This is a genomic window from Craurococcus roseus, assembly GCF_039523795.1.
GTDB lineage: Bacteria > Pseudomonadota > Alphaproteobacteria > Acetobacterales > Acetobacteraceae > Craurococcus > Craurococcus roseus.
Genome location: NZ_BAAAFZ010000008.1, coordinates 62,203 through 88,854, shown reverse-complemented (window position 1 = coordinate 88,854; position 26,652 = coordinate 62,203). Strand labels below are relative to the sequence as shown.

Annotated in this window: 22 protein-coding genes; 14 read left to right on the top strand and 8 right to left on the bottom strand. The window is 73.6% G+C overall.

The genetic code is table 11. The annotated features are described in order from the left end of the window. The first annotated feature begins 167 nt into the window (after positions 1-167). Together ABD067_RS03330 and ABD067_RS03325 are read left to right on the top strand one after the other, a co-directional pair. A complete protein-coding gene (locus ABD067_RS03330; protein ID WP_343893740.1) occupies positions 168-1,316 on the top strand; it encodes an NAD(P)H-dependent flavin oxidoreductase in 1,149 nt (382 codons plus the stop codon). Between the two features lie 21 nt (positions 1,317-1,337). Next, positions 1,338-2,168: an SDR family NAD(P)-dependent oxidoreductase gene (locus tag ABD067_RS03325; protein ID WP_343893739.1), complete on the top strand. Its 831-nt coding sequence runs from the start codon at positions 1,338-1,340 to the stop codon at positions 2,166-2,168. Positions 2,169-2,271: 103 nt separating this feature from the next. Here the strand turns inward: ABD067_RS03325 and ABD067_RS03320 are convergent, their stop codons facing one another. After that, positions 2,272-3,246 carry a Bug family tripartite tricarboxylate transporter substrate binding protein gene (locus ABD067_RS03320; RefSeq protein ID WP_343893738.1) on the bottom strand — a complete coding sequence of 325 codons (975 nt, stop codon included), beginning with the start codon at positions 3,244-3,246 and terminating at the stop codon, positions 2,272-2,274. A gap of 355 nt (positions 3,247-3,601) precedes the next feature. On the opposite strand from ABD067_RS03320, the gene rfbA reads away from it, so the two are divergent. The 3 genes from rfbA to ABD067_RS03305 all read left to right on the top strand — a co-directional run bounded on the left by rfbA (position 3,602) and on the right by ABD067_RS03305 (position 7,188). Then, entirely contained in the window at positions 3,602-4,477 is an 876-nt protein-coding gene (gene rfbA / locus ABD067_RS03315; RefSeq protein WP_343893737.1) for a glucose-1-phosphate thymidylyltransferase RfbA, read from the top strand. A 106-nt stretch (positions 4,478-4,583) separates the two neighbouring features. Continuing rightward, the gene (locus ABD067_RS03310; protein WP_343893736.1) at positions 4,584-5,840 is read left to right on the top strand and encodes an NAD(P)/FAD-dependent oxidoreductase; all 1,257 of its coding nucleotides are present in this window, start codon (positions 4,584-4,586) and stop codon (positions 5,838-5,840) included. Positions 5,841-6,126: 286 nt separating this feature from the next. Continuing rightward, complete coding sequence (locus ABD067_RS03305; RefSeq protein ID WP_343893735.1) at positions 6,127-7,188, top strand: histidine kinase dimerization/phosphoacceptor domain -containing protein; 1,062 nt, start codon at positions 6,127-6,129, stop codon at positions 7,186-7,188. 14 nt (positions 7,189-7,202) lie between these two features. Here the strand turns inward: ABD067_RS03305 and pncA are convergent, their stop codons facing one another. Both pncA and aroB read right to left on the bottom strand, forming a co-directional pair. Next, the gene (gene pncA / locus ABD067_RS03300) at positions 7,203-7,886 is read right to left on the bottom strand and encodes a bifunctional nicotinamidase/pyrazinamidase (protein WP_343893734.1); all 684 of its coding nucleotides are present in this window, start codon (positions 7,884-7,886) and stop codon (positions 7,203-7,205) included. A 10-nt stretch (positions 7,887-7,896) separates the two neighbouring features. Further along, positions 7,897-9,651: a 3-dehydroquinate synthase gene (aroB, locus tag ABD067_RS03295; protein WP_343893733.1), complete on the bottom strand. Its 1,755-nt coding sequence runs from the start codon at positions 9,649-9,651 to the stop codon at positions 7,897-7,899. 53 nt (positions 9,652-9,704) lie between these two features. Here aroB and ABD067_RS03290 point away from each other — a divergent pair, with 53 nt between their 5' ends. The 6 genes from ABD067_RS03290 to ABD067_RS03265 all read left to right on the top strand — a co-directional run bounded on the left by ABD067_RS03290 (position 9,705) and on the right by ABD067_RS03265 (position 15,440). Next, positions 9,705-9,851, top strand: a complete 147-nt coding sequence (locus ABD067_RS03290; protein ID WP_343893732.1) for a hypothetical protein — start codon at positions 9,705-9,707, stop codon at positions 9,849-9,851. Beyond that, the gene (locus tag ABD067_RS03285) at positions 9,851-10,819 is read left to right on the top strand and encodes a tyrosine recombinase (RefSeq protein WP_343893731.1); all 969 of its coding nucleotides are present in this window, start codon (positions 9,851-9,853) and stop codon (positions 10,817-10,819) included. Before ABD067_RS03290 ends, ABD067_RS03285 begins: the two co-directional genes overlap by 1 nt. 789 nt (positions 10,820-11,608) lie before the next feature. Then, positions 11,609-12,565, top strand: coding sequence for an acetyl-CoA carboxylase carboxyltransferase subunit alpha (locus tag ABD067_RS03280; protein WP_343893730.1), 957 nt, complete (start codon positions 11,609-11,611; stop codon positions 12,563-12,565). Between the two features lie 68 nt (positions 12,566-12,633). Further along, positions 12,634-13,041: a very short patch repair endonuclease gene (locus ABD067_RS03275; RefSeq protein ID WP_343893729.1), complete on the top strand. Its 408-nt coding sequence runs from the start codon at positions 12,634-12,636 to the stop codon at positions 13,039-13,041. Positions 13,042-13,093: 52 nt separating this feature from the next. Then, positions 13,094-14,668 carry an MFS transporter gene (locus tag ABD067_RS03270; RefSeq protein WP_343893728.1) on the top strand — a complete coding sequence of 525 codons (1,575 nt, stop codon included), beginning with the start codon at positions 13,094-13,096 and terminating at the stop codon, positions 14,666-14,668. Positions 14,669-14,690: 22 nt separating this feature from the next. Beyond that, positions 14,691-15,440, top strand: coding sequence for a phosphatase PAP2 family protein (locus ABD067_RS03265; RefSeq protein WP_343893727.1), 750 nt, complete (start codon positions 14,691-14,693; stop codon positions 15,438-15,440). A gap of 17 nt (positions 15,441-15,457) precedes the next feature. Here ABD067_RS03265 and ABD067_RS03260 read toward each other — a convergent pair whose 3' ends face one another. From ABD067_RS03260 to ABD067_RS03240, 5 genes are all read right to left on the bottom strand, one after another. Continuing rightward, positions 15,458-17,005, bottom strand: a complete 1,548-nt coding sequence (locus tag ABD067_RS03260; protein WP_343893726.1) for an amidohydrolase family protein — start codon at positions 17,003-17,005, stop codon at positions 15,458-15,460. Positions 17,006-17,042: 37 nt separating this feature from the next. After that, entirely contained in the window at positions 17,043-17,873 is an 831-nt protein-coding gene (locus ABD067_RS03255; protein WP_343893725.1) for an ABC transporter ATP-binding protein, read from the bottom strand. Further along, a complete protein-coding gene (locus ABD067_RS03250) occupies positions 17,863-18,795 on the bottom strand; it encodes an ABC transporter permease (RefSeq protein ID WP_343893724.1) in 933 nt (310 codons plus the stop codon). The genes ABD067_RS03255 and ABD067_RS03250 overlap by 11 nt, the downstream gene beginning before the upstream one ends. Positions 18,796-18,806: 11 nt before the next feature. Then, complete coding sequence (locus ABD067_RS03245; protein ID WP_343893723.1) at positions 18,807-19,880, bottom strand: ABC transporter substrate-binding protein; 1,074 nt, start codon at positions 19,878-19,880, stop codon at positions 18,807-18,809. A gap of 233 nt (positions 19,881-20,113) precedes the next feature. Continuing rightward, positions 20,114-21,721 carry an ABC transporter substrate-binding protein gene (locus ABD067_RS03240; protein ID WP_343893722.1) on the bottom strand — a complete coding sequence of 536 codons (1,608 nt, stop codon included), beginning with the start codon at positions 21,719-21,721 and terminating at the stop codon, positions 20,114-20,116. A 151-nt stretch (positions 21,722-21,872) separates the two neighbouring features. Here ABD067_RS03240 and ABD067_RS03235 point away from each other — a divergent pair, with 151 nt between their 5' ends. The 3 genes from ABD067_RS03235 to ABD067_RS03225 are packed head-to-tail and all read left to right on the top strand — an operon-like array spanning position 21,873 to position 26,618. Beyond that, positions 21,873-22,778 (top strand): polysaccharide deacetylase family protein, encoded by a 906-nt coding sequence (locus ABD067_RS03235; protein WP_343893721.1) that lies wholly within the window; start codon positions 21,873-21,875, stop codon positions 22,776-22,778. Next, on the top strand, positions 22,775-24,844 hold the full coding sequence (locus ABD067_RS03230) for a hydantoinase/oxoprolinase family protein (protein WP_343893720.1): 2,070 nt from the start codon (positions 22,775-22,777) through the stop codon (positions 24,842-24,844). The genes ABD067_RS03235 and ABD067_RS03230 overlap by 4 nt, the downstream gene beginning before the upstream one ends. A 19-nt stretch (positions 24,845-24,863) precedes the next feature. Then, positions 24,864-26,618, top strand: coding sequence for a hydantoinase B/oxoprolinase family protein (locus tag ABD067_RS03225; RefSeq protein ID WP_343893719.1), 1,755 nt, complete (start codon positions 24,864-24,866; stop codon positions 26,616-26,618). The last annotated feature ends 34 nt before the right edge of the window (positions 26,619-26,652 follow it).

The following is a 26,652-nucleotide window of genomic DNA, read 5'->3' as shown; positions in this document are numbered from 1 at the left end:
GCGCCGCCGCCGTGCTGCCCCGCGCGCGTCACTCCAGCGGCCGTTCTCCTTGCCATGCCGCAAAGACGCGCGGCGGCGGCGCGCGTTCCTGGCGGGCCGTTGGACAAGCCGGCCGGGGAGGCGCTTCCATTGCCCGTCGTCCTTGGCGGCGGCGGGAGGAACGGCACATGGCGCTGCGCACGCGGCTTTGCGGGATGCTGGGCATCGAGCACCCGATCCTGCTCGCCGGGATGGGGCGGGCGAGCACGCCGGAGCTGGCCGCGGCGGTGTCGGACGCGGGCGGGCTCGGCGTGCTGGGGGCGGCGACCTGCGGGCCGAACCGGTTGCGCCAGTGGATACGGCGCACGCGGGCGCTGACGGGCAAGCCGTTCGGCGTGGACACCTTGTTGCCGGCTTCCGTGCGGCGCGGGGGCGGGAGCAACGCGGGCGGGCCGTCGGCGGAGGAGATGCTGGGGCAGCACCGGCGCTTCGCGCGCGACTTCCTCCAGGCGGAGGGTTTGCCGGAGTTGGACGCGGCGGCGCTGGACGACGCGCTCGGGCGCGACGGGGCGGACCGCGACGGCCCGCCGCCGCTGACGCGGGAGTTCTTCGAGGCGCAGATGGAGGTCGTGGTGGAGGAGCGGGTGCCGGTCTACGCCGCCGGGCTCGGCAACCCCGGGCCTTGGGTGGAGCGGCTGAGGCGGAACGGCACGGTGGTGCTCGCGGTGGTGGGCACGACGCGGCACGCGCGGCAGGTGGTGGATGCGGGCGTGGACGCGGTGGTGGCGCAGGGGCACGACGGCGGCGGGCACAACGCGCCGGTGGGGACCATGGCGCTGGTCCCGCAGGTGGTGGACGCGGTGGGTGACCGGGTGCCCGTCGTCGGCGCGGGCGGCATCGGCGACGGGCGCGGGGTGGCGGCGGCGTTGATGCTGGGCGCCGAGGGCGCGTGGATCGGCACCGCCTTCCTGGCGACAACGGAGGCGGGCATCCCGGAGGCGCAGAAGCGGGCGTTGGTGGCGGCGGGGGACGAGGGCACCACCGTGTCGCGCTCCGTCACCGGCAAGCCGGCGCGGATGCTGAAGAACCGCTGGGCGCAGGCTTATGCGGAAGCGGGGCTGGAGCCGTTGCCGATGCCCCGGCAGGGGGCGGTCTCGGCGCCGGTGACGGCGGCGGCGATGGCGGCGGGGCGGGCCGACGTATGGGGCGGCTTCGCCGGGCAGGGGCTCGGCATGGTGCGCGCCGTGCGGCCGGCGGCGGAGGTGCTGCGGGGCATCGTGGAGGGCGCCGAGCGGGCGCTGGCGGAGCGCGCGGCGGGGTTGCTCGGGCGCGGTTGAGACGGGAGGAGGGAGGCGGCGATGGCGGAAGGCAAGCTCGCGGGCAAGGTGGCGCTGGTGTCGGGCTCGGGGCGCGGCATCGGGCGCGAGATCGCGCTGAAGCTGGCGCGGGACGGGGCGCGGGTGGTGGTGAACGACCTCGACGCGGCGCCGGCGGAGGAGACGATGGCGGCGATCCGAGCGGTCGGCGGCGAGGCGGTGGCGTGCAACGGCGACGTCACCGCGGAGGGCTTCGCCGAGCGCTTCGTGTCCGCCGCGGTGGACACCTGGGGCGGGCTCGACATCGTGGTCAACAACGCGGGCTACACCTGGGACAACGTCATCCAGAAGATGACGGACGAGCAGTGGTTCGCGATCCTCAACGTCCACCTGACGGCGCCCTTCCGCATCCTGCGCGCGGCCTCCGGCTTCATCCGCGAGGCGGCGCGCAAGGAGGCGGAGGACGGGCGCGAGGTGTTCCGCAAGGTGGTGAACATCTCCTCCACCTCGGGCGTCTACGGCAACGCGGGGCAGGCGAACTACTCCACCGCCAAGGCCGGGATCATGGGGCTGACCCGCGCCATGGCGAAGGAGTGGGGGCGCTACAAGGTCAACGTGAACGCGGTGGCCTTCGGGCTCATCATGACGCGGCTGACGGAGACGCCCGCGGATGCCGGCGGCACCATCGACGTGGCGGGGCGGCAGATCCGGGTGGGCGTGCGGCCGGAGGTGCTGAAGAACGCGGAGTCGCTGATCCCGCTCGGGCGCGGCGGCACGCCGGCGGAGGCGGCGGGCGCGGTGTACCTGTTCTGCATCCCGGAATCGAATTACGTCAGCGGGCAGACGCTGGTGGTGGCGGGCGGGCGGCCGTGACCGGCCCCGCCGGCGCCGCGGCGGATCGCGCCTGACCGCAGCCGGCCGGGCGCGCGCGGGCGCCCGTTGCGACGACGGGCCGGAGCGCCCCGGCCGGGCGCGGTCAGTCCGGCTTCACGCCCGCGGCCCGCACCACCGGCCCCCACTTGTCGAACTCGGCGCGGACGAAGGCGTCCGTCTCGGCGGGGCCGGACCAGATCGGCACGCTCGCCAGTTCGTCCAGGCGCGACTTCACGGCGGGCAAGGCCATGATCTCGCGGCAGGCGTCCGAAAGGCGCGCGAGCGCCTCCGGCGGGGTGCCCCGCGGCGCGAACAGGCCGGTCCAGGACCGCACCGCGTAGTTCGGCACCCCCTGCTCGGCGATCGTCGGCAGGTCGGGCCGGATCGCCACCCGCTCGGCGCTGCCCACGCCGAGCAGGCGGACCTTGCCCGTTTCCAGGGCCGGCAAGAGCGTCGGCAGGTTCAGGAAGGCGATGGAGATGGTGTTGGACAGGAGGTCGGAGATCACAGGCCCGCCGCCCCGGTAGGGCACATGCACGAGGTCCGTCCCCGTCAGCATGCGGAACAGCTCCCCCGCCAAGTGGTTGGAACTGCCCACGCCGGAGGACCCGAAGCTCATGCCGGGCGAAGCCTTGAGCTTGGCGACCAAGCCCTGCACGTCGGAGACGCCGAGCGCGACGTTGACCGCGAGCGCGTTGGGCACGTCCGTCAGCATGGCGGCGGCCGACAGCGCCTCGCGCGGGTCGTAGCCCTGGTCGGAAACGACGAAGTGGTTGAAGACGTGGTTGGAGGCGGAGGAGACGAGCAGCATGTGCCCGTCCGGCCGCGCCCGCGCGACCTGCCCCATACCGACCGCGCCGCCGCCGCCGGGCCGGTTCTCCACCACGAAGCTTTGCCCGAAGCGCTCCGACAGGTGCGGCGCGAGCAGCCGGGCGGTGAGGTCGTTGGAGCCGCCCGGCGCCCAGGGCACCACCAGAACGACGGGCCGCGCGGGCCAAGCCTGCTGCGCCCGTGCCGCCGCGGCGGGAACCAGGAGCAGCGGCGCCAACAGCGCGGCGCGGCGAGGGATGCGGAGCATTCGGCGGGATCTCCTCGGTTTTTCGGCCCGTCTGGGGTGCTCAGGATCAAGCGGCCGCCGGCCATTCCCGGTCAAGGGCGGCGGGCGGGCGCGGCTGCCGCGCCCTGGCGCCGGGCGCCGCCGTTGCCTACAAGGTTTCGGGGCCGTACACCTCTGTTGGACCGCGCCGCGTTTCCCGGGACGATCCGGGCGCTGGCGCGGCTTCCGCCTTCCGGCCCCGCGCAGGCGGCGCCGCCGGACCGGGACCGGCGGGCGCCCGGGCCTCGCGACCTTCCGGGCCTTCGGCCGGGTTCCGGCGCGCCGGGGACGGGGCGCGCGGCGTGCGGGGCGCTCGTGCCCGAAAGGAGGAGGGCCCATGAAGGGCATCATACTGGCGGGCGGAAGCGGCACGCGGCTCTACCCGGCGACGGTGGCCGTGTCCAAGCAGTTGCTGCCCGTCTACGACAAGCCCCTGGTCTACTATCCGCTGTCCGTGTTGATGCTGGCCGGCGTCCGCGACATCCTGCTCGTCTCCACGCCGCACGACCTGCCCCTGTTCCGGCGGCTGTTGGGCGACGGCGCGCAATGGGGCGTGCGGCTCTCCTACGCCGAGCAGGACAAGCCCCGCGGCATCGCCCACGCCTTGGTGCTCGCGGAGGGGTTCCTGGCCGGCGGCCCTTCGGCGCTGATCCTCGGCGACAACGTGTTCTTCGGCAACGACCTCGACCTGCGCTTGGCCGAGGGCCGGCGGACGGCCGAAGGCGCCACGGTGTTCGCCTACCGCGTGGCGGACGCCGAGCGTTACGGCGTCGTCGAGTTCGACGGCGCGGGCCGGGCGCTGTCGCTGGAGGAGAAGCCGCGCGCCCCGCGCTCGGATTGGGCGGTGACCGGGCTCTATTTCTACGACCGCGAAGCGCCGGCCATCGCGCGCTCCCTCGCCCCTTCCGCGCGCGGCGAGCTGGAGATCACCGACCTGAACCGCATTTACCTGGAGCGCGGCACGCTGCGGGTGACGCAGCTCGGCCGCGGCTACGCCTGGCTCGACACCGGCACCCACGACAGCCTGTTGGAAGCGGGCGAGTTCGTGAGGGCGATCGAGAAGCGGACCGGGCAGAAGGTGGCGGCGCCGGAGGAGGTCGCTTGGCGGATGGGCTTCATCTCGGACGCCGAGCTGCTGGCCGCGTCGGCGCCGCTCCGGTCCAGCGGCTACGGGCGCTACCTGGAGCGGCTGATCCAGCACCGCGCGCCTTGACGCGACGGCGGTGCTCCGGCGTTGACCCCGCGTCGCCGCGTGCCAGTCTGCCGGCGATGCACTCCGCGATGGTGATCCTCGGGTCCGGCGCGGCGGACGCGCGCCGATGAGCGGTGGCGGCGGCCATGCCCTGGTGCTCGGCGCCGGCGTCGTGGGGGCGGCCACGGCCCTGGCGCTGCGGCGCGACGGCTGGCGCGTCACCCTGCTCGACCGCGGCGCGCCGGGCGAGGGCTGCTCGCTCGGCAACGCCGGCAACATCGGCGTCGCCAGCGTGGTGCCGCAAGCGACGCCGGCGCAGGTCCGCGCCATACCCAAGCTGCTGCGCGAAGCGGACGGGGCGCTGGTCGCGCGTTGGCCCTATGTGCTGCGCGAGCTGCCGTGGTTCGTGCGCTTCGTCGCCAACGGCCGCCAGGGCAAGATGGAGGCCAACGCGCGCGCGCTGGCGGCCCTGATGGAGCGCGTGCCCGCGAGCTGGGAAGCGCTGGCCGCCGAAGCGGGCGCGGCGGACCTGTTCGCCCGCGCCGGCCTCCTGCACGTGTGGCGGGGCGAGGTCGCGATGCGCGGCGCCGCTTGGGCCTACGACCTCCGCCGGCGCCTCGGCGCGCGCGTGGAGGAGATGGATGCCGATGCCGCTCGCGCGCGGGAGCCCGCCTTGCAAGGCGAGGTGGCCGGCGCCCGCCTGCTGCCGGACGTGCCCACCGTCACCGATCCGTTGGAACTGACGCGCCGCCTCGTGTCGCGCTTCGAGGCGCTCGGCGGCGCCGTGGAGCGCGCGGAAGCGACGGAGGTCGTGCGCGAGGGCGACCGCGTCCGCGGCGTCCGCACCGCCGGCGGCGGCCCGCTGGACGCGGAGTTGGTGGTGCTGGCGGCGGGCGCTTGGTCGGCGCGGCTGGCGCGGCCGCACGGGGCGCGGGTGCCGGTGGTGGCGGAGCGCGGCTACCACGTCATGGTGTCCGGCGCGAACGCGCGCGTTTCGCAGCCTTTGATGCTGGTGGAGGCGCGGGTGATGGCCTCGCCCATGCGCGGGGGACTCAGGCTCACCACCATGGCGGAATTCGCCGACCCCGACGCCCCGCCCGACCACGACCGCGCGGCTCGCGTGCTGGACGGCGCTTCGGCGTCCTTGCCGGGCGTGATGGGCCGGGTCGAGAGCCGCTGGATGGGGCCCCGCCCGTCGACGCCGGACAGCCTGCCGGTGATCGGCCGCGCCCCGCGCGCGCGGAATCTCCTGCTCGCCTACGGGCACGGGCACCTCGGGCTGACGATGGCGAGCGTGACGGCGGAAGCGGTGGCGGACCTCGCGGCGGACCGGCCGCCGCGGCTGAATCTCGCCGCCTGTTCGGCGACCCGCTCGGCGGCTTGACCCGAGGCGACCTGCCCGCGCGGCGGCAGGGCGCGAAAGGGGAGGCGCGGGAGGGGCAGGGCGGCCCTGTCCGGCCGGGCGCCCCGGTTTTCAACGCGGTAGGCCACGAATCCGTGACAACGCCCGGCCGGCCGTCCGGTTTGGGCCCGGTGCCGGCGTCGGGGACAACGTTCCTGCCACTGTGAAGGCCGCGCGCCGCATCCGGCGTCGTTCCAGAGCCGTCGTTGGCTTACATAGACGGATGCGGACCCCAATCCTGCGGTTCGTGGCTTGATGGAGCCGCAGAGTGCCCGACGAAGGCCGTTCCACGGCTCCCGACATCGAATCCATCCGGAGCTTCGCGGAAGCTTCGCCGGCTGCCGTGGTCGTGCTCGCGGGACCTTCGCATCGGATTCTCTACTCCAACCCGGCCTTCTGCTCGGCGGCCGCCCGCCCGGCCGACGCGTTGCGCGGCGTGCCCGCCGACGAGGCCTTTCCCCATCTCCGCGCCGGGGGCCACCTGGACGCCTTGGACCGCCTCCGGACTGCGGACCAGACGTGGATCTGCCGCGCGCAACCCCTCCGTTTGCCGTTGGAGGAGGGCGAAGCGCGCTTTTGGGACGTCGAGGCGACGCCGATTCGGGGCGGGGGGGTCGTGACCGGCCTGTTGCTGCAACTGCGCGACGTTTCCGCCCAGCGCCGGGCCGAAGCGGCCTTGCAGGACGCCTTGGCGGCGCAGCAAGCCATCGCGCGGGAAGCCGAGCACCGCATCAAGAACAGCCTCCAACTCGTCGCCTCGCTGCTCCGGTTGCAGTCGGCGCACATGGCGGAGCCGGTCGGCCGCTCGGCGGTGGAAGCGGCGACGGCCCGGGTGCTGGCGGTGGCCGAGGCGCACCGCGCGTTGCAGCGGAGCCCCGACCTCCGCAAGGTGCGCGTGTCGGACCTGCTCGACGAGCTGGCGGCCGGCGCGGCGGTGCAGCGCCCCGGCACTGACCTGCGCACGGAGGCGTCCGAAGCGCTTACCCTGGATGCCGAACGCGCCATCCCGCTGGCGCTGGTCCTGGCGGAACTGGTGGAAGGCGCGGTGCGGCGCGCCGCCGCCGGGGCCCCCGCCACCCCTTCTGACCCCATGCTGCTGTCCGCCCAGCGCCGGGACGACGACGCGGTGCTGTTCGAGTTCGTGCATGGCGGCGGCGGTGCGGCGGCCGCGGAGGAGGACGCCGCTCCGGACCTGGGCGGCAAGGTGGTGCAAGCTTTGCTGCGCCAGATCGGCGCCGCGCTGGAAACCGAACACCTCGCCGGCGGCCGCCTGCGCACTACGCTGGCGTTGCCGGTCCACGCCGCGGACCCCGCGCCCGCCGAAGCCTGACGGCGCGCGGGCCGTTACGCCGGGCTGCCGCCCGGGCGCAGGTCGCCGCTCGGCACGAACGCCGCGCCGCGGGCCTCCAGCTTGCGCAGCATCTCGGCCGTGCTGTCCCGGGCGCCGCCGTCCGCGGCGGGGATGCCGATGCCGCGGCAGGCGTCCGGCACCAGGACCACGCCGAAGCCGTGGTCCAGTGCGTCCAGGCCGGACCAGCCGACGCAGAAATCCGTCGCCAATCCGGCCAGGAACACCCGGCGGATGCCCTGGTCGCGCAGCCAGCCGGCGAGGCCGGTCGGCGTCTTGCGGTCGTTCTCGGTGAAGGCGCTGTAGCTGTCCACGTCGCGCCGCCAGCCTTTCCGCAGCACCGCCGCGAAGCGTTCGGCGCGCAGGCCCGGGTGCAACGCGGCGCCGGGCGTGCCCTGGATGCAATGGTCCGGCCAGAGCGTCTGCTCGCCGTAGGGGGCCACTACGCGCGAGAACGGCGCGGCGCCGGGGTGGCTGCTGGCGAAGGACAGGTGGCCCGCGGGGTGCCAGTCCTGGGTCGCGGCGGCGACGGCGAACAGGTCCAGCAGGCGGTTGACCACCGGCACCACGGCGTCGCCCCCGGGCACGGGGAGGGCGCCGCCCGGCATGAAGTCGGGCTGCACGTCCACGGCGATCAGCGCGTCGCGGGCGGTGTCGATGGCGGCGGTGTCGGCGGGCATGGCCGGCGTCCTACTCCCCGCATCCCTCGTCGCGCAGCAACGCCTCGACCGCTTCGGCCGGCACGTCGGAGGCGGTGAAGGCGTCGCCCGGGGCCCGCAGCAGCACGAAGCGCAGCCGGCCGTCCCGGACCTTCTTGTCCCGCCGCATCCGTTCCATCAGCGCCGCCGCCGAGAAGGGGCGCGGCAGGTCGGCGATCCGCGCCGGCAGGCCGCACGCCGCCAAATGGGCCATCACGCGCCCCGGCAGCTCCTGCGCGCAATGGCCGAGGCGCGCGGACAGCGCGGCGGCGAGGCCCAGGCCCACCGCCACGCCCTCCCCGTGCAGCAGCGCGCCGTCGTAGCCGCACTCCGCTTCCAGCGCGTGGCCGAAGGTGTGGCCGAGGTTCAGCAGCGCGCGGCCGCCTTCCGCCGCTTCTTCCCGCTCGTCCGCGGCCACCACCGCGGCCTTGAGGCGGCAGCTTTCCAGCACGGCGTGGGACAGGGCCGCCGGGTCGCCCGCGACCGCGGCCTCGCCGCCGCCGCGCTCGCACCAGCCCCAGAACGCCTCGCCGGCGAGGAGCCCGTGCTTGGCCACCTCGGCGTAGCCCGCGCGCAGCTCCCGCGGCGGCAAGGTGCGGAGCGTGGCGGAGTCGGCCAGCACCAGGCGCGGCTGGTGGAAGGCGCCGGCGAGGTTCTTGCCGGCGGCGAGGTTCACGCCGGTCTTGCCGCCGACGCTGCTGTCCACCTGCGCGAGCAGCGTGGTCGGCACCTGCACGAAGGGCAGGCCGCGCAGCGCCACCGCGGCGGCGAAGCCCGCAAGGTCGCCCACCACGCCGCCGCCGAGCGCCACCACGGCGGTGTTCCGGTCGATCCCGGCCGCGAGCAGCTCTTCCAGCACGCGGTGCAGCGTTTCGAAGCCCTTGCTGGCCTCGCCGGGCGCCACCGCGGCCTCGGCGGCGACGGTGAAACCGGCTTCCTCCAGCCCGGCGCGGAGCGCCGGCCCGTGCAGGGCCGCAACCGCCGCGTCCGACACCACGGCGACGCGCCGGGACGGCAAGGCCGAGGCCAACAGGGCGCCGGCGCGCGCCAGCAGGCCCTCGCCGACCACCACCTCGTAGCCGCGGCCGCCGCCCAGCGCGACCGGCAGGCGCGCCGGCGGCGCCCAGGCGGCCAGCGCCTCCTGCACGCGGCGGGTGGTCGCGTCGGGGCTCTCGTCGGTGCAGGGGATCACGATGTCGGCTTCCGCGTAGAGTGGGTGGCGCGCGGCCATGAGGCGCTGGAGCACGTCGGCCGGGTCGGCCCCGAGGAACATGGGCCGGTGCCCGCGCCCGACCACCCGGCGGAGCAGGGTGGCGTGGCCGCACTTCAGCCAGACCGTCACCGTGCCGGCGCGCCGGAGCGCCGCGCGGGTGGCGGCGTCGGCGAAGGCGCCGCCGCCCGTGGCGAGCACCACCGGCGGGCCGGACACCAGGCGCGCGATCACGCGCCGCTCGCCGTCGCGGAAGTGCGCCTCGCCGTAGCGGGAAAAGATCTCGGTGATCGGCAGGCCGGCGGCGGCCTCGATTTCGGTGTCCGCGTCGAGGAAGGGCAGGCCGAGCCGGGCGGCCAAGCGCCGGCCGATGGACGACTTACCGGCGCCCGGCATCCCCACCAGGATGACCGAGCGCGGCGGCGGCGCCTCGGCCCCGGCGGCGCCGCGCGGGGCGGCGGCCGTGGGGCCGATTCGGGGATCGCCGTCGGCGGGGACGGCGGCGGCATCGTGGGCCGAGGCGGTGTTGCGCGACACGGCCCGCGAGGCTAGCACAACCCCGCTCGGCAGCCGAGGATGCCCCAGACCCTATGTTTCGCCGTCCCGCCGTGCTGGCGGCCACCGCCGTGCTGGTCCTCGTCGTCGCGGGTCTGCTTTGGCTCGGCGCCTTTCCGCCCGATGTCGCGCCCTCGACGGTGGAGCGGCCGGTGCCGAACGACCGCTTCCAGCCGCGGTAGTGCCGGAAGCCGCCACCGCCACGCCGGCCGCGTCGACCGGCGGCGGCCGACACCTCGAGTCCTTCCTGGAGATGCTGGCCGCCGAGCGCGGGGCGGCACCCAACACGCTCGGCGCGTACCGCGCCGACCTGATGGACTTCGCCGCCTTCGCCCGCCGGGCCGGGGTGGAGGCCTTCGCCGCCGCCGGGCCGGACACCCTGCGCGACTACCTGCGCTCCTTGTCCGACGCCGGCCTGTCGCCGCGCACGGCGGCGCGGCGGTTGTCCACCCTCCGGCAGTTCTTCGGCTTCCTCGGGCGCGAAGGGCTGCGGGCCGACGACCCCACGCCGCTGCTCGACAGCCCCCGCCTGCCGCCCACCCTGCCCAAGCCGCTGGCGGAGGCCGAGGTGGCGGCGCTGATCGCCGGCGCGGCGCGCCTGCCCGGCCACCGCGGGCCGCTCGCCGTGGCGGCGCTGGAACTGCTCTACAGCGCCGGGCTCCGGGCGACGGAGCTGGTGACCCTGCCGGCTGCGGCCTTGCGCGAAGACCAACCGATGGTCGCGGTGCGCGGCAAGGGCGGGCGGGAGCGGCTGGTGCCGATCTCAGCCCGCGCCCGGGAAGCGGCGCTGGCCGCGCGGGACGCCCGCGCGGCGGCCGCGAAGGCGAAAACCGGCCGCCAGGCGCCGCCGCCGCCGCCGCCGCGCTGGCTGTTCCCCGCGCGCGGCGCTTCGGGGCACATGACCCGCCAGGGGTTGGGCCTGTTGTTGAAGGACGCGGCGCTGGAAGCCGGGCTGGACCCCGAACGGGTCAGCCCGCACGTGCTGCGCCATTCTTTCGCGAGCCACTTGCTCGGCCACGGCGCCGACCTCCGGAGCTTGCAGGTGCTGCTCGGCCACGCCGACATCGCCACCACCCAGGTCTACACCAAGGTGCTGGAGGAGCGCCTCCGCGCGCTGGTGGAGGCGCACCACCCGCTGGCGGAAGACTGACCGCGGCCCGCAGCCCGGCCGCGCCGTTCCGTGGATTGCGAACGCGGATGGATGAACCCTCGGCTCGTTCTGCCGTTGTCGCACGCACTGACGCTTGGAGGTGAATCATGAACAACATCGTTTGGCTGGTGGGCGCCGTGGTGATCGTCGTTGCGATCCTGTCCTTCCTCGGGCTCCGCTGACGGAGCGGTGAAGGAGCCTCGCGGGTAGGGCGCTGTCCGGCCTCGCCCGCGCCGTCGCTCACCGGTAGGCCACGCCGAAGTGTCGGCTTGGCCGCCACGGCCGGCGGCGGCCATGAATCCCACCAGCGCGTCTCCAGGACGCAGGAGGGCGGCGACCAGGGCTGGTCCGCTGAAACAAGCGGCTCTTCGGCGCCATGGACCGAGTTCTCGAACATCCGCCGCGGCAAACGCGGATGTTCGCGCAGCAGCCCCGATGGCTCACCCGGTTCGAGGATTTGGCTCTCACGGCCGGATCGCGGGCTGTTTGGGTGACGAGTGCAGGGAAATCGAATCCGGCCGTGGCCGCGGCGTCCTGCCGCGCCAGGAACAGTGTCCCGTAACTGATGCGGCACCTGCCGGTCTGTCGTCGGCCTTGGCAGCGAGCGCACGACCGCGTTCAGGCCGACCCGGTCGGTCCACGAGGGTCGGGATGGATTAGGCGCTGCCCGGACCGAGGTGGTCGGCGGCGCGCTCGCCCCGACTGCGCCCGCTCGGCGCCGCGCCCGTCCCCGTCGCCCGTCCGTTCCGCCTTCCGCTGCAACGGCTTTTCCGCTACCCCCCGGGCCCCATGCGCCACTTTTTGGATTTCGAGAAGCCGATCGCCGAGTTGGAAGGCAAGATCGAGGAACTGCGCCGCACCACCGACGCCGGCGGCATCGACGTGGCGGAGGAGGTGGCTCGGCTCCGTGACAAGGCGCAATCGCTGCTCCGCTCCACCTACGCCAAGCTGTCCCCTTGGCAGAAGACGCTGGTGGCCCGCCATCCCGAGCGGCCGAAGTGCCTCGATTACGTGCGCGCCCTCATCACCGAATGGACGCCGCTCGCCGGCGACCGCGCCTTCGCCGACGACGCCGCGGTTGTTGGTGGGCTTGGCCGCTTTCGCGGCCGCGCCGTGGCGGTGCTGGGCACGGAGAAGGGCAACGACACCGAGAGCCGCGTCCGGCACAATTTCGGCATGGCCCGGCCGGAGGGCTACCGCAAGGCGCGGCGCATCATGGAACTGGCCGGCCGCTTCGGCCTGCCCATTCTGTCCTTCGTGGACACCGCCGGCGCCTTCCCCGGCATCGAGGCCGAGGCGCGCGGCCAAGCCGAGGCCATCGCCCGCTCCATCGAAGCCTGCCTGGAAGCGCCGGTGCCCTTCGTGGCGACCATCATCGGCGAAGGCGGCTCCGGCGGCGCCATAGCGCTGGCCTCCGCCGACCGCATCCTGATGCTGGAGCACTCGATCTATTCGGTGATCAGCCCCGAGGGCTGCGCTTCCATCCTGTGGCGCGACGTCGGGGAGGCGCCCACCGCGGCGGAAGCGATGAAGCTGACCGCGGAGGACCTGCTGCGGTTGAACCTCGTGGACGCGGTGGTGCCGGAGCCGCTCGGTGGCGCCCACCGCGACGCCGCGCACACGATCGACGCCGTTTCCGCCGAGGTGTGGAACGCGTTGGAGCCGTTGCTGGCGCTGGACGGCGCGACCTTGCGGGCGCGGCGGCGCGAGAAGTTCTTGGAGATGGGCCGCAACGCCATGGCGTGAGCGCCCGGGGCGCGACCGCACGCGCCGGAGGGTGCCGAAACCGAGTCCGCCCCTACATCCGTCCCGCCATGCCGGACCACCTTTCGCCCGAAGCCCGGAGCGCGCTCATGTCGCGCATCCGGGGCAAGGACACCCAGCCCGAACTCGCGGTGCGCCGCCTGCTGCACGCGATGGGCTTCCGCTTCCGCCTGCACCGCCGCGACCTCCCCGGCACGCCCGACATCGTGTTGCCCGGGCGCCGCAAGGCGATCTTCGTCCACGGCTGCTTCTGGCACGGCCACGGCTGCGGGTGCGCCCGGCTGCCGAGGAGCCGCGTCGAGTATTGGGGGCCGAAGATCGCCGCCAACCGGGCGCGTGACGGGCGGAAGGCGGCGGCGCTGCGGAGGGAAGGGTGGTCGGTGGCTGCCGTGTGGGAATGCCAACTCCGCAAGCCCGCCGCGTTGGAGAAGCGGTTGGCGCGCTTCCTGGCCGATTGAGGCGCGTCCGCAGGCCGCGGCCGTTTCGCGGGCCGGCCGGAAACGTCGCGCGGTGGCGCTCGCCGGCCGGAGCCTCCACTCTGGCCGCGCCATGACCCCGCGCGACACGGCCGCCGCAACCTACGAGAATCCTGCCCCGACCCACGGGATGACGCCCGCGCAATTGCGCGCCGCCTTTTTCCGCACCTTCCCGGCGGTGGCGCCGGCCATCGTCATAGGCGCCATCGACCAGACCATCGTGGCCGCGGCCCTGCCCGCCATCGCCGGCTCGCTCGGGGCTTTGGAGAGCGTCTCCTGGGTGGTCGTGTCCTACCTCATCGCCGCCACCGTCGCCGCGCCGGTGTGCGGGCAGCTCGGCGACGCGCTCGGGCGGCGCCGGCTGCTGCTGGTGTCGCTCGCGCTGCACGCGGCCGGCAGCGCCGTCGCCGCCGCTGCCGGCTCCTTCGGGTGGCTGCTCGCGGGCCGCCTGCTGCAAGGCGCGGGCGGCGGCGGCCTGAACACCCTCACCATGGCCATCATCGCCGAAGCGGTGCCGCCGCGCGAGCGAGGCCGCTTCCAGGCCTGGATCGCCGGTTGCTTCACCCTGGCCTCGGCGCTCGGCCCGGTGGCCGGCGGCTGGCTCACCGGGGCGTTCGGGTGGCGCGCGGTGTTCCTCGTGCAACTCCCCGCCGCGGCGCTGGCTTTTGCGATGGCGTTGCGCGCCCCGGCGCGGCCGGGCACCGCGCATTCCGGCGCCCGCCTCCGCTTCGACGGGCCGGGCGTGGTGCTCTTCGCGGCGTTCGTGGCGCCGGCGCTCTTCGCGCTGTCGCTCGCGCAGGGCCTGTCCCTCGCGGCGCTGCCGGGCGTGGCGCTGCTGGCGGCGGGGGCGGCGCTCGCGCTCTGGCTGCTGCTGTGGCGGGAACGGCGGTTACGCCACCCGCTGCTCCCGCTCGGCCTCCTGGCGGAGCCGACGGTGCTGCGCTCCAACCTATTCACCGCCTGCGGCCACGGCGCGCTGGTCGGGCTCCTGACCTTCTTGCCGATCTACCTCCAGAGCGCGCGTAGCTTGGAGCCCGGCGCGGTCGGGGTGCTGCTGCTGCCCATGGCGGTGGGCGGGGGCATCGGCGGCCTGTCGGCCGGGCGGCTCATGGCCGCCACCGGCTGGTCCTCGCCGCTTGCCGCCGCCGGGCTGGCGCTGGCCACCGCCGGCCTCGCCGCCGCCGCCCTCCTCGCGGCCACGCTCCCGGTCTCGGGGCTGGCCATGCTGTTCGGCGTCGTGGCGTTCGGCATCGGCTTGTCGTACCCCGTGTCGCAGATCAACACGCAGGTGGCGGCGGGTCCGGCGCGGCTCGGGGCGGCCGGCGCGTCCGTCCAGTTCGCCCGCACCTTCGGCGCGGCGTTCGCCACCGCGCTCCTCGGCGCGCTGCTCTTCGGCAGCTTGGCCGCCGGCGACCCGCGCGTGGCCGAACTGTTCGCGGAGGTGGTGCGCGACGGCGCGGCCGCGGTGCTGCCGCGGCTCCCGGGACCCGAGCACGCGGCGCTGCGGGAAGGCTTGGCCGCCGCCTTCCGCGCCGCCTTCCTCGGTGCTGCCGCCTTGACCACCCTCGGCGCGTTCATGGCGTGGCGAGTGCCGCTGCGGCGGGTATGAACGGCGCGACGGGAGGCGATCGGTGGCGAGGGTGAAGCTCCCGGCGGCGCGGAGGGTCGCGGGCGGAGTCCGCGGCTGGCTCGCGCGGCAGGAAGGGATCGCGCTCGGCGCGATGCTCGCGGTCGCGGCTGGCCTGTTCGCCTTCGCCGAACTCGCCGACGCGGTGATGGAGGGCGACACCCGCGCCTTCGACGAGTTCGTCCTCCTCGGCCTCCGCAGCGCGGCCGACCCGTCGGACCCCCTCGGCCCGCGCTGGCTGGAGGAGATGATGCGCGACTTCACCGCGCTCGGCGGCACCGGCGTCCTCGCCCTGGTGACGCTCGCCGCCGCCGGGTTCCTGGTCCTCACGGGGAAGCGCCGCGCCGCCGCGGCGGTCGGGGTCGCGGTGCTGGGCGGGCTGCTCCTCAGCAATGCCTTGAAATGGGGTTTCGCCCGGCCGCGCCCCGACCTCGTCCCGCACGGCCAAGCCGTCTACACGCAGAGCTTCCCGTCGAGCCACGCCATGCTCTCGGCCGTGGTGTACCTGACGCTCGGCGCGCTGCTGGCCCGCACCCAGCCCCGGCGCCGCGCCAAGCTCTATTTCCTCGCCGTCGCGGCTTTAGTGGCGGTGCTGGTCGGGGCGAGCCGCGTGTACCTCGGCGTGCATTGGCCGACCGACGTGCTGGCGGGGTGGGTGGTCGGTGCCGGCTGGGCGCTCCTGTGCTGGCTGGCGACGCTGTGGCTGCAACGGCGGGGGCGGGTCGAGGCCGATGACGCGCCGGAGGAGGGGTGAGCGCGCCCCGGCACCGGCTATGCGCGCGAGCTCTGGCGGTAGAACGGTTCGTGCCGGGCCGGGTCGATGTAGCCCTCGTAGAAGCGTTTCGCGTGCGGCAGCAGCGCCTTCGACAGGCGCCGCCGCTCCACCTCGTCGTCCGACAGGGCGCGTGACAGGTCGTCGTGCAGCGCCTTCAGCGCGGCGTCGCGGTCGACGCGGGTGAAGCGCCCGTCCTGGTAGATCACCTCCCCGTCGCACATCACCGTCCGCACGGCGGAGGCCTTGGCGCGCTGGACCACGGCGTCCAGCAGCGGCGTTGCCTCGTCCAGGTAGGGGTAGGAAACGCTGTCCCAATCCACCAGGGACAGGTCGGCGCCCTTGCCCCGCTCAATGGTGCCCAAGGATTCGCCATAAGGCGTGGTGCGGGCGCCGCCCAGCGTCGCCATCCGCAGCACCTGCGCCATCGCCGGCACCTCGTCCTCCCCCATGCCCGGCACGCGGTGGGCTCGCAGCACCAAGCGCATCTCTTGGAGCATGTCGCGGTCGTCGTTGATGCCCGCTTCGTCCAGCCCGATGGCGGTGTTGACGCCCTTGGCCTCGAAGCGGTTCAGCGCCGCGACGCCGGAGCGCAGCCGGAAGTTGGAGGAGCAGTTGTGGCAGACGCAGGTGCCGGTCTCGGCCACCCGGTCGATGTCGCGCTCGTTCAGCCAGACGCCGTGGCCGAGCGTCAGGCGCGGGCCGAGCATCCCGAAGCGGTCCAGGTAGTCCAGCGCCGTGCCCTCGCCGCCGCCGCGGCGCCGCGCGTACTCCTTCTGGTAGGCGGTCTCGACCAGGTGCATGTGCATCGGCGCGCCCGTGGTGGCCGAGAGGTCGGAGAGCGCCGCCAGCGCCCGGTCCGAGCACCAGTGGAGGTTGGCGGGGGCGAGCTGGACCTTCACGCGCCGTTTGCCGCCGTGCGCCGCGTGCAGGTGGCGGAACAGGTCGAGGTTGTCTTCCAGCGACATCCGGAAGCGGTCGAACCAGCGCTGCATCGGGCCGCGCAGCTCGGGCGGCAGGCTGGCCACGAAGTCCTGGTCCGCCTGGTAGACGAGGCGGTTCTGGTCGCGGACCGCGAAGCAGTAGGAGACCCGCATCCCCACCTCTTCGTAGGCGCGGACCACCTCGTTCGAGCGCGCCTCCACCTCGTCCAGCCCGCCCGGCAGCCAGCCGTGGATGTGCTGGACGGTGGTGATGCCGGAGGCGACCATCTCGAAGGCGGAGTAGAGCGTGTCCAGGTGCAGGTTCAGGTTGCGCGCCACCATGCGGGTGACGAACCACAGCTCCAGCGGCATGTCCGGCGAGCCGAGCTGCACCGGCGTCAGGCCGACGTGGTGGTGGCCGTTGACGAAGCCCGGCAGCATGATCTCCCGCCCCGTGCCGACCACGGGCACGGTGGGGAAGCGGCGGCGCAGGTCTTCGTAGGCGCCGGTTTCGACGACGATGCCGTCCTCCTGGAGCACGGCGCCGTCGGGCACCTCCTCCCATTCGGTGCGGGACAGGGTCTTGGTGATCATGGCGCGGCTGCGCACCAGGGAAACGGCCACGGCGTTCGCTCCTTTCTCGGTGTCGCGCGGTCGGCCGTCAGGCGGCGCCGGCGAGGCCCTCTTGTTCGGCGAAGGCGCGGTCCACCTCCCCGCGCAACTCCCCGGTGAGCCGGACGCGGAGGCGTTCGCATTCCGGCGAGAAGGGGTCGCGCGGCCGGGGCAGGTCGACCGGGAGGACGGTCTTGATGCGCCCGGGGCGCGCGGTGAACACCACCACGCGGTCGGCCAGCGCCACCGCCTCGTCGATGTGGTGCGTCACGAACAGCACCGAGGCGCCGCTGTCGCGCCACACGTCCAGCAGGAAGTCCTGCATCTTGGCCCGGGTCTGCACGTCGAGCGCGGCGAAGGGCTCGTCCATCAACAGCACCTTGGGGCGCATGGCCAGCGCGCGGGCCACCGCCACGCGCTGCCGCATGCCGCCCGAGAGCTCGTCCGGGCGCTTGTGCATCGCCTCCGACAGCCCGACGCGGGCCAGCGCTTCCCGCGCCACGGCGCGGCGCTCCTCCTCCGGCGCGCCGCGGATGGACAGGCCGAAGGCGACGTTCTGCCAGACGGAGAGCCAGGGGAAGAGCGAGGTCTCCTGGAAGATCAGGCTGCGGTCGGGCGAAGGCCGGTCCACCGGGTTGCGGAAGGACCAGATCTCGCCGCCCGTCGCCAGCTCCAGCCCGGCGACCAGGTAGAGCAGCGTGGACTTGCCGCAGCCCGACGGGCCGAGCAGCACCACGAACTCGCCCGGGGACACATCCAGGTCCACGTCGCGCAGTGCCTCGTGCGCCCGGGCGGTGCCGGCCGCCCAAACTTTGGACACGCCGCGGCAAACCACGGCGTCCTTGGAGGAGAAGGGCGGAACCGCCGGGTCAGAGGCCACGCAGCACCCCCGCCGTCTCCGGCACCCAGTACAGGACGCGGCGCTGCACCTGGCGCAGCAGCCAGTCGGTCAGGAAGCCCAACAGCCCGATCAGCGCGATGGTGAAGAACACCAGCGACGGGTTGAAGGTGTTGCGGGCCAGCATGATGACCTGCCCCAGGCCGAAGCCGACGCCCGTGGACTCCGCCACCAGCACCACCATCCACGCCCCGAACAGGTTCAGGCGCAGCACGATGAGCATCTGCGGCAGGATGGCCGGGATGATGACGCGCGCGTAGATCTGCCGCTTGGTGGCGCCCATGGTGCGCGCGACGTTGATGTAGTTGCGGTTCACCCCGTCGATCTGGCTGACGGTGGACAGCACCATGTGGAAGAACAGCGCCACGACCACCATGAAGATCGCGGGCGCGTTGCCGATGCCGAAGATGAAGATCGCCACCGGCAGCCAGGCGATGGGCGAGACGGGCGAGAGCAGGGTGATCGTGGGGAGCGTCAGCTTCTCGAACAGCGCGAAGTAGCGGATCAGCACGCCGATCGTGATGGAAAGCACCGCCGCGATGGCGAGGCCGGCGAAGACGCGTCCGCTGGTGGCGGCGACCGTGATGCCGACCGCCTCGTAGGGCGAAGGCCCGGCCGCCGGGTCCACGCCGATCTGCCAGCGCGTCGCCGTGTTGAAGAAGCGCGCCTGGTCCGGGATGCTTCCGAGGAAGATGTGCGGCGGCGGCAGGAGGCGCGGGTCGGCGAGCCCGACGAGCCAGGCCAGCTCCCACAGGCCGACGAAGAGGCCGACCGACACCAGGGTCCAGCCCAGGCGCGACAAGGCCCCGCGCAGCTTCGGGGGCAAGGCCGCCGGACGCGGCGCGGAAGCGGAGGGATTGGCGCGGCGCGAAAGCCACGCCATCCCCGCGATGTTGCCGCTCATGCCCTGCGCGCTCAGGCCGAGCGGTGCTTGAGCTGCCGGTACAGGTCCTGGTTCTCGGTGATGACCTGCTCCAGCAGCGTCCAGTCGATCGCGTCGCGGCCGGGCTTGTTCTTGATGTAGCCCATCTCGACCAGGCTGTCGGTGCGCTGGAGGATGAAGTCCGTCTGTCCGCGCGCGTCCACCACGGCCGGCTGCTTCTCCATCGCCAGCCGGGCGTTCTCCATCGAGGTCTTGTAGTAGGTGCCGACCACGCGACCCAGCGCGTCCTGCTGCTTCGTCTCGGCCATGAGCTGCGCCCGCATCATGCCCTTGATGACGGCCTTCAGCCCGGCCGGGTTCTCGCGGATCAGGTTGGCGCGGCAGGCCAGCACGCAGTCGGTGTAGCCGGGGCCGTAGATGTCGCGGCCGTCGGAAAGGCGCACGGCGCCCTTCACGTCGTTCACCAGCGTGGTGGCGTAGGGCTCGATGGTGCAGATCCAGTCGATGGCGCCGGCCTTGAAGGCCTCCACTGCCTCGGGCGTGTTGCCCATGTAGCGCACGGTGACGTCGCGGAAGCTCACGCCGTGCTTTTTGAGATAGTCGTAGGGCATCACCTCCAGCGTATCGAGCTGGAAGGTGCCGAGCGTCTTGCCGCGGAGCTTCTGCGGCGTGTCGAGGCCGGGGCGCGCGACGATGCTGCACCCTTCCACGCCGCCGCCGGCGATGATGCGTACCGGCGCGCCCGCGTTGAACAGCGCGATGAAGCTGGTGTAGGGCATCAGCCCAAGGTCCACCTGTCCCATGCCGAGGAAGGTCACCTGCTCGGCGAAGGTGGGCGTGTTGACGAACTGGATCTCCAGCCCGTCCTCGCGCGCGAGCTGCAAGGAGTGCGCGAGGAACAGGTTGAGGTTGCAGAAGCCGGTGCCGTGGGTGGAGCGGAGGCCGCCGCGCCCTTGTGCCAGCGCCCCGCCAGCACCGGGCCCCATGGCGAAGGTGAGCGCGGCCGCCGCGGTGGCCGCCAGCGCGCGCCGGCGGGTGGGCGCGGCGTTCGCGGCGACGATGCCTGAGAAATCCGGCAGGACGGCCGATCCGTGTCGGTCACACATTGCTTTCCCCTCCGCGGACGGGGGGCGCCAGGAAGGGGCCGTCCGTCCTCTCGCGACGATGGATGGCACGCCAACCGGAGCTGCCGCGGGTGCGGCGCTGCGCTGGGCAACGGGCGCAGCAAGGCGCGTGCCAACCGCGCGGGCCGGGGGAGAGGAACCCCGTCTCGGGGTGTTTGCCCCGATCCGTGCGGCCCGGCCGCGCGGCTGCACGCTTTATGGGCGGACACCTTGCCCTATCGCGCCAGGTCCACCGCCGCGAGGTCGATGAACCAGGATTGCGGGCTGTTGAAGCCGCGGACCCGCTTGGTCATCGCGCGCGGATTGAGGTCGTGGACGATGAAGAGCCACGGCGGGTTGTCCACCAGGCGCGTGTGGGCGGCGGCGTAGGCGGACAGCGCCGCCGCTTCGTCCTTGGCGGCTTCCAGGTCGGCGATGGCCTTGTCGAAGGCTTCGTCCGTCCACTGGCCCCAGTTGAACCCGGTCGGCGCGAAGGCGCCGCGGGTGAAGTAGCGCACCATCACGCTGGGGTCGGAGCTCGGCGAGGAGGGGTTGATGGACGCCGCGCCGTTCAGCGTCGCGTTGCCGGGCGGACTGCGCAGCGCGGTCAACAGCGTGTTCCACTCCGCCACCTCGAAGGAGACGTTGACGCCGCAGGCTTCCCGCAGGTTCTGCTGCATGAACTCGTTCATCTGCAGCGGCAGCATCTGCCCGGAGCCGGAGGTCGAGATCAGCACCTTGAAGGACAGCGGCCGCTGCGGCGTGAAGCCGGCCTCGGCCAGCAGCGCCTTCCCGCGCGCCGGGTCGTAGCCGTAGCGGTTGGCGGGCCGGCCGAAGGCGGGGTCCGACGGCTTGAGCCAGCCGACGGAGGGCTCCGCCGTGCCGTTGAGCAGCCCGACCAAAGCCGCGCGGTACACGCAGTAGTTCAGTCCTTGGCGGACCCGCACGTCGCGGAACGGGGTGTCGCCGCCCATCTGGTAGAACCAAGGCCACACGTGCGGGTAGCTGCCGGTCGTCACCTCGAAGCCGCTCCCGCGCAGGCTGGGCAGGCCGTCGGGCGGCGGCACCTCGATCCAGTCCACCTGGCCGCTGCGGAGCGCGGCGAGGCGGGTGTTCGCCTCGGGCATGGGCAGCAGCACGACGCGGTCGAGCTTGGCCCGGCGCTCGGCGTCCCAGTAGCCCTCGTTGCGGGAAAGTTCGGCGCTCTGCCGCGGCACGAAGCGGGACAGGCGGAACGGCCCGGTGCCGGCGGGGCTGAGCGCCGCCTTGCCCCAATCGCGCCCGGCCTTCTCCCAGGCCGGGGGCGAGGCGAAGAGCACGTACACCAGCATGTAGGGGAAGTAGCTGGCCGGGCGGGTCGAGGTGATGGCGACCGTGCGGTCATCGATCTTCCGGTAGCCCCCCATGATGGTGACGCGGGCGCGGGTGATGCCGCTGCCGGCCGGCTCGAACTGCGGGCTGTCCGGCTTGAAGAAGCGGTCCAGGTTCCAGATCACCGCGTCCGCGTCGAAGGGCGTGCCGTCGTGGAACGCCACGCCCTGGCGCAGGCGGAAGATCCAGGTCTTGGGGTCGTCTGCGTCCTGTTCCCAGTGCTCGGCCAAGCCGGCGCGGAGCGTGGCGGGCCGGTCGGCGCGCGACAGGTCCCACAGGAACAGCCCTTCGAAGACCGGGAAGCCCAGGAAGCGCATCCCCTCGAAGCCGTTGTTCGGCATGCCCGTGGTGGTCGGCACGTCGGCCGCCGTCATGGCGATGCGCAACACCTTCTGCTGCGCCGAGGCGGGCGCGGCGGCACCCCCGGCCAGGGCCGCCAGGGCCAGGACCGTTGCAAAGCGCGAAAGACCCATCGTTGAGCATCCTCCTCGTCCGGCCCGCTCTGGGCGCGGGGAGGGCGATGCAAGCGGCGTGCAAGCGCTGGCACGCGGATTGCGTCTCGGCGCGGGACGGTCGAGCCTGCCAACGGCGGGGACGCGCCACAGAAAGAACGAGGAGGACAGGATGCCCAAGGAGATCCTCTGCGCCTTCAGCATCCACTGCGACGCGGTCGCGGGCTGGCTCGGCAGCTACAAGGGGGAGGACAGCCCGGGCGACATCAGCCGCGGCGTGTTCGCCGCCGAAGTTGGCATGCCGCGCCTGCTCAAGCTGTTCGAGCGCTTCGGCCTGAAGCAGTCCTGGTTCATCCCCGGGCACACCATCGAAAGCTTCCCGAAGGAGACCGACATGGTGGCCGCCGCCGGGCACGAGATCGGCCTGCACGGGTACAGCCACGAGAACCCGCTCGCCCTGTCCCGCCAACAGGAGGAGGCGATCTTCGACAAGTGCATCGCGCTGATCGAGAAGCACTGGGGTCGCCGGCCGGTCGGCTACGTCGCGCCCTGGTGGGAGGTCTCGGCCACCTCCATCGAGATCCTGGTCGAGCGCGGCGTCGCCTACGACCACAGCCTGATGCACCACGACGCGACGCCCTACTACGTCCGCACCGGCGACGCCTGGACGCCCATCGACTACTCGCAGCCGGCGGAGAGCTGGATGAAGCCCTTCACCAAAGGCCGCGAAACGGACTTGGTGGAGATCCCGGCCTCCTGGTACCTCGACGACCTGCCGCCGATGATGTTCATCAAGGGCTTCCCGAACAGCCACGGCTACGTGTCGCCGCGCCAGCTCGAAGAGATCTGGCGCGACCACTTCGACTTCGTGTGCCGCGAACACGACTACGCCGTGGTGCCGATGACCATCCACCCCGACGTCTCCGGCCGCCCGCAGGTGCTGCTGATGCTCGAGCGGCTGATCGCGCACATGCTGCGGCACCCCGGCGTGCGCTTCGTGACGCTGGAGGAGATGGCGCAGGACTTCCGGCGCCGGACCCCGCGCGGCGGGGCCAGCCCGGAGAGGGCGACGCCGTGATCCTGGTCGGCGTGGACGTCGGGGGCACCTTCACCGACCTCGTCCTGGCGGAGCCCGAAGCCGGCCGCACCGCGATCCACAAGGTCTCCTCCACGCCGGAGGACCCGTCGGTCGGGGTGGTGGAGGGCATCCTCGGCCTGTGCCGCCTAGCGGACGTGGCGCCGGGCGACGTGGCCCACGTCCTGCACGGCACCACCATCGCCACCAACGCCGCGTTGCAGCACCGCGGCGCGGAGTGCGGCATGATCACCACGCGCGGCTACCGCGACGTGCTGCACATCGGCCGCCACCAGCGCCCGCAGCACTACTCCATCCAGCAGCGCATCCCGTGGCAGGAAACGCCTCTGGTGAAGCGCAGGCACCGCCACGTGGTCACGGAGCGGCTGGTGCCGCCGCGCGGAGACGTGCTGGTGCCGCTGGCGGAGGAGGAGGTCCGGGAGGCCGCGCGGGGGCTGCGCGGCGCCGGGATCGCCTCCATCGCGGTCTGCTTCCTGTTCTCCTATCTGAACCCCGCGCACGAGCGCCGCGCGCGGGAGATCGTGCTGGAGGAGCACCCGGACGCCTTTGTCACCCTCTCCTCCGAGATCGCGCCGCAGTTCCGCGAGTTCGAGCGCTTCACCACCGCCGCCATGAACGCCTTCGTCGGCCCCGAGGTGCGCGGCTACGTCCGCCGGTTGGAAGGCCGGATGCGCGACGCCGGGCTGCGCGCCGACCTGCACATCATGGCCTCCAACGGCGGCGTGGCCACGGCGCAGGGCGTGGCGGAGCGGCCGGTGGCGACCATGCTCTCCGGACCCGCGGCCGGCGTGCTCGGCGGCACCTGGGCCGGCGCGCTCTCCGGCCGGGAGGATCTGATAACCCTCGACATCGGCGGCACCTCGGCCGACATCGGCATCGTCACGGGCGGGCGCTTCGCCGAGGCCACCGCGCGCGACACCTGGATCGCCGGCTTCCCGCTGCTGACGCCGATGATCGACATCCACACCATCGGCGCCGGCGGCGGCTCGGTCGCGCGGGTGGACGCGGGCGGCGCCTTCCGCGTCGGCCCGCAATCGGCCGGCGCGGTGCCGGGGCCGGCGGGCTACGGGCGCGGCGGCGCGCGGCCAACGGTGACGGACGCGAACATCGTGCTCGGCCGCCTGGACCCGGGCAACTTCCTCGGCGGCGCGATGACGCTGGACGCGGCGGCCTCGGCGCGTGTCATCGGGGAGCTGGCGGCGGAGTTGCGCCTGAGTCCTGAAGAAGCCGCGTTGGGCGTGTTGACCATCGTCAACGCCAACATGGCGAACGCCATCCGCGGCCGCACGGTGCAGAAGGGGATCGACCCGCGCGGCTACGCTCTGGTGGCCTTCGGGGGCGCCGGCCCGCTGCACGCGGCGGACGTGGCGCGGGGCTTGGGCGTCCGCGAGGTGCTGGTGCCGCCGCACCCGGGCATCACCTCCGCCATGGGGCTGCTGACGACAGACCTGAAGTACGACGCCGTGCGGACGCTGTTCCAGTCCTCGGGCGCGCTCGACCCCGCGCGCATCGCCTCCGACTTCGCCGCCATGGAGGATGAGATCGCGGCGCAGTTCGCGCTCGACGGCGTGGACCCCGCCGCCGCGCGCTACGAGCGCGCCGGCGACCTGCGCTACGCCGGCCAGGGCTACGAGCTGCGCGTGCCCTTCGGCGCCGGCCCGGTGGACGAGGCCCTGGTCGCCGCGGGGTTGGAGCGCTTCCACGCCCAGCACCGCGCCGAGTACGGCCATTCCTTCCCGGCGAGCCCTGTGGAGATCGTGAACCTGCGCGTCACCGGCCTCGGCCCGCGCCCGAAGCTCGACCGCCCGGCGCCCCGGCGCGGCGGCAGCTTGGCCGAGGCCACCTTGCGGCGCGCGCCCGCCGTCTTCGCCGGCCCGGACAACAAGCCGGTGCGCGCCGAGACCGCCTTCCTCGCGCGCGACCGCCTGCCCGTGGGTGAGCCGATACCCGGCCCGGCCATCGTCTTGCAGACGGACAGCACCACCGTGGTGCCGCCCGGCTGCACCCTGACCGCCGAACCCGGCGGCAACCTCTTGATCGCGCTTTGAGCAGCGGAGACCGCCGCGCATGGACCCTGTGACCGCCAGCGTCATCCAAGGCGCGCTGGAGAACATCGCCGTCGAGATCGGCTACAAGCTGATGCGGATGTCCTACTCCTCCATCATCCGGGAGAGCGAGGACTTCGGCGCCGCCCTGGTGGACGCGGAGGGCAGGGGCCTTGCCGAGTCGGCGCAGTCCACGCCTCTCCAATCAGGCCCGATCCCCGGCTACGTGAAGAACGTGATCGCCACCCTCCGCGCCCGCGGCGAGGCCATCCGCCCCGGCGACGTCATCATGCACAACGACCCCTACGGGGGCGCGAGCCACGGGCCGGACGTGGCCTTCATCGTCCCGGTGTTCCACGGGGAGGAACTGGTCGGCTTCTCCGCCACCACGGCGCACCACCTCGACATCGGCGCGCTCACCCCCGGCTCCTGCGGCATCGTGGACGCGATCGACGCCTACGCCGAAGGGCTCCAGTTCAAGGCGATCAAGGTCCACGACGCCGGCCGCCGCAACGACGCGGTGTGGCAGATCCTCCGCGACAACCTCCGCGCCTCCGACCTCGTGGTGGGCGACATGGAGGCGCAAGTCGCGGCGAGCCGCATCGGCGCCGAGCGCATGGCGGCCTTGGTGGAGCAATGGGGGCTCCCCGCCTTCCGCGCCGCCTGCGGCGCCCTGATGGACCACGCCGAGCGCCTGATGCGCCAAGCCATCGCCCGCTTGCCCGAGGGCTCCTGGCGCGCCGAGACCCGCATCGACGGCTTCCTCGACGACCCCGACCCGTCGCGGCGCGAGCTGCCGCTGGTGGCCACGGTGACGAAGCGCGGCGACGGGCTGGTGGTAGACCTGACCGGCACCGCGCCCCAGGTGCCGGACCGGCCAATTAACATGCCCTTCACGGGCACGGTGGACGTGGCGGTCTGGCTCACCGTCCGGTCCGTGCTGCTGGACACCGCCGTCCACGGCCACATCCCGGTCAACGAGGGGCTGACGCGCCCGATCGAGATCGTCGCCCCGCGCGGCTGTCTCGCCAACCCGGAGTTCCCGGCGCCGACCATCGCGCGCTTCGCGCCCGGCAACCAGCTCGCCGACACGGTGATGAAGGCGCTGGCGCAGGCGGTGCCGGGGCAGGTCTCGGCCGGCATCGGCAACCTGAAGGTCATCGCCTTCTCGGGACTGCGCGGCGGCTCGCATTGGGTCCACATGGAGATCTTCGAGGGCAGCTACGGCGGCCGGCCGGGCGCGGACGGCATGGACGCCGTGGACACGCTCTACGCCAACACGCGCAACAACCCGGTGGAAGACATCGAGAGCCACCTGCCGCTCCGCGTGGAGCGCTACGAGCTGCGCGAGGGCGTGGCCGGGCCGGGCCGGTTCCGCGGGGGCCTGGGCAGCGTGCGGGAGTTCCGCTTCCTGGAGGACGGCGGCGCCTCGGTGGAGGGGGAGGGGCACGGCTTCCGCCCCTGGGGCTTCGCCGGCGGAGGCGACGGCGCGCCCGCCGCCCTCACGCTCCGCCGGGCGGACGGGACGGCGCGGTCGCTGCCTTCCAAGGCGCCGCACATGCCCATCCGAGCCGGCGACCTGTTCGTCTGCGTGGGCCCGGCCGGCGGCGGCTACGGCCCGCCCTTCGAGCGCGATCCGGAGGCGGTGCGCGCCGACGTGCTCGACGGCTTGGTCCCGGCCGAGGATGCGCGGCGCGACTACGGGGTGGTTCTCGCCGCGGACGGCACCGTGGACGCGGCCGCGACCGAAGCCGCGCGGGCGAAGGCGTCCGCGTGACACCGCCCGTGCAAGGAAAAGTTCCGTTTGGCCG

Coding starts and splice junctions, on each gene's coding strand:
- ABD067_RS03330 (WP_343893740.1), top strand. CDS start 168: ATGGCGCTGCGCACGCGGCTTTGCGGGATGCTGGGCATCGAGCACCCG.
- ABD067_RS03325 (WP_343893739.1), top strand. CDS start 1,338: ATGGCGGAAGGCAAGCTCGCGGGCAAGGTGGCGCTGGTGTCGGGCTCG.
- ABD067_RS03320 (WP_343893738.1), bottom strand. CDS start 3,246: ATGCTCCGCATCCCTCGCCGCGCCGCGCTGTTGGCGCCGCTGCTCCTG.
- rfbA (WP_343893737.1), top strand. CDS start 3,602: ATGAAGGGCATCATACTGGCGGGCGGAAGCGGCACGCGGCTCTACCCG.
- ABD067_RS03310 (WP_343893736.1), top strand. CDS start 4,584: ATGAGCGGTGGCGGCGGCCATGCCCTGGTGCTCGGCGCCGGCGTCGTG.
- pncA (WP_343893734.1), bottom strand. CDS start 7,886: ATGCCCGCCGACACCGCCGCCATCGACACCGCCCGCGACGCGCTGATC.
- ABD067_RS03290 (WP_343893732.1), top strand. CDS start 9,705: ATGTTTCGCCGTCCCGCCGTGCTGGCGGCCACCGCCGTGCTGGTCCTC.
- ABD067_RS03280 (WP_343893730.1), top strand. CDS start 11,609: ATGCGCCACTTTTTGGATTTCGAGAAGCCGATCGCCGAGTTGGAAGGC.
- ABD067_RS03275 (WP_343893729.1), top strand. CDS start 12,634: ATGCCGGACCACCTTTCGCCCGAAGCCCGGAGCGCGCTCATGTCGCGC.
- ABD067_RS03250 (WP_343893724.1), bottom strand. CDS start 18,795: ATGAGCGGCAACATCGCGGGGATGGCGTGGCTTTCGCGCCGCGCCAAT.
- ABD067_RS03245 (WP_343893723.1), bottom strand. CDS start 19,880: ATGTGTGACCGACACGGATCGGCCGTCCTGCCGGATTTCTCAGGCATC.
- ABD067_RS03240 (WP_343893722.1), bottom strand. CDS start 21,721: ATGGGTCTTTCGCGCTTTGCAACGGTCCTGGCCCTGGCGGCCCTGGCC.
- ABD067_RS03235 (WP_343893721.1), top strand. CDS start 21,873: ATGCCCAAGGAGATCCTCTGCGCCTTCAGCATCCACTGCGACGCGGTC.
- ABD067_RS03225 (WP_343893719.1), top strand. CDS start 24,864: ATGGACCCTGTGACCGCCAGCGTCATCCAAGGCGCGCTGGAGAACATC.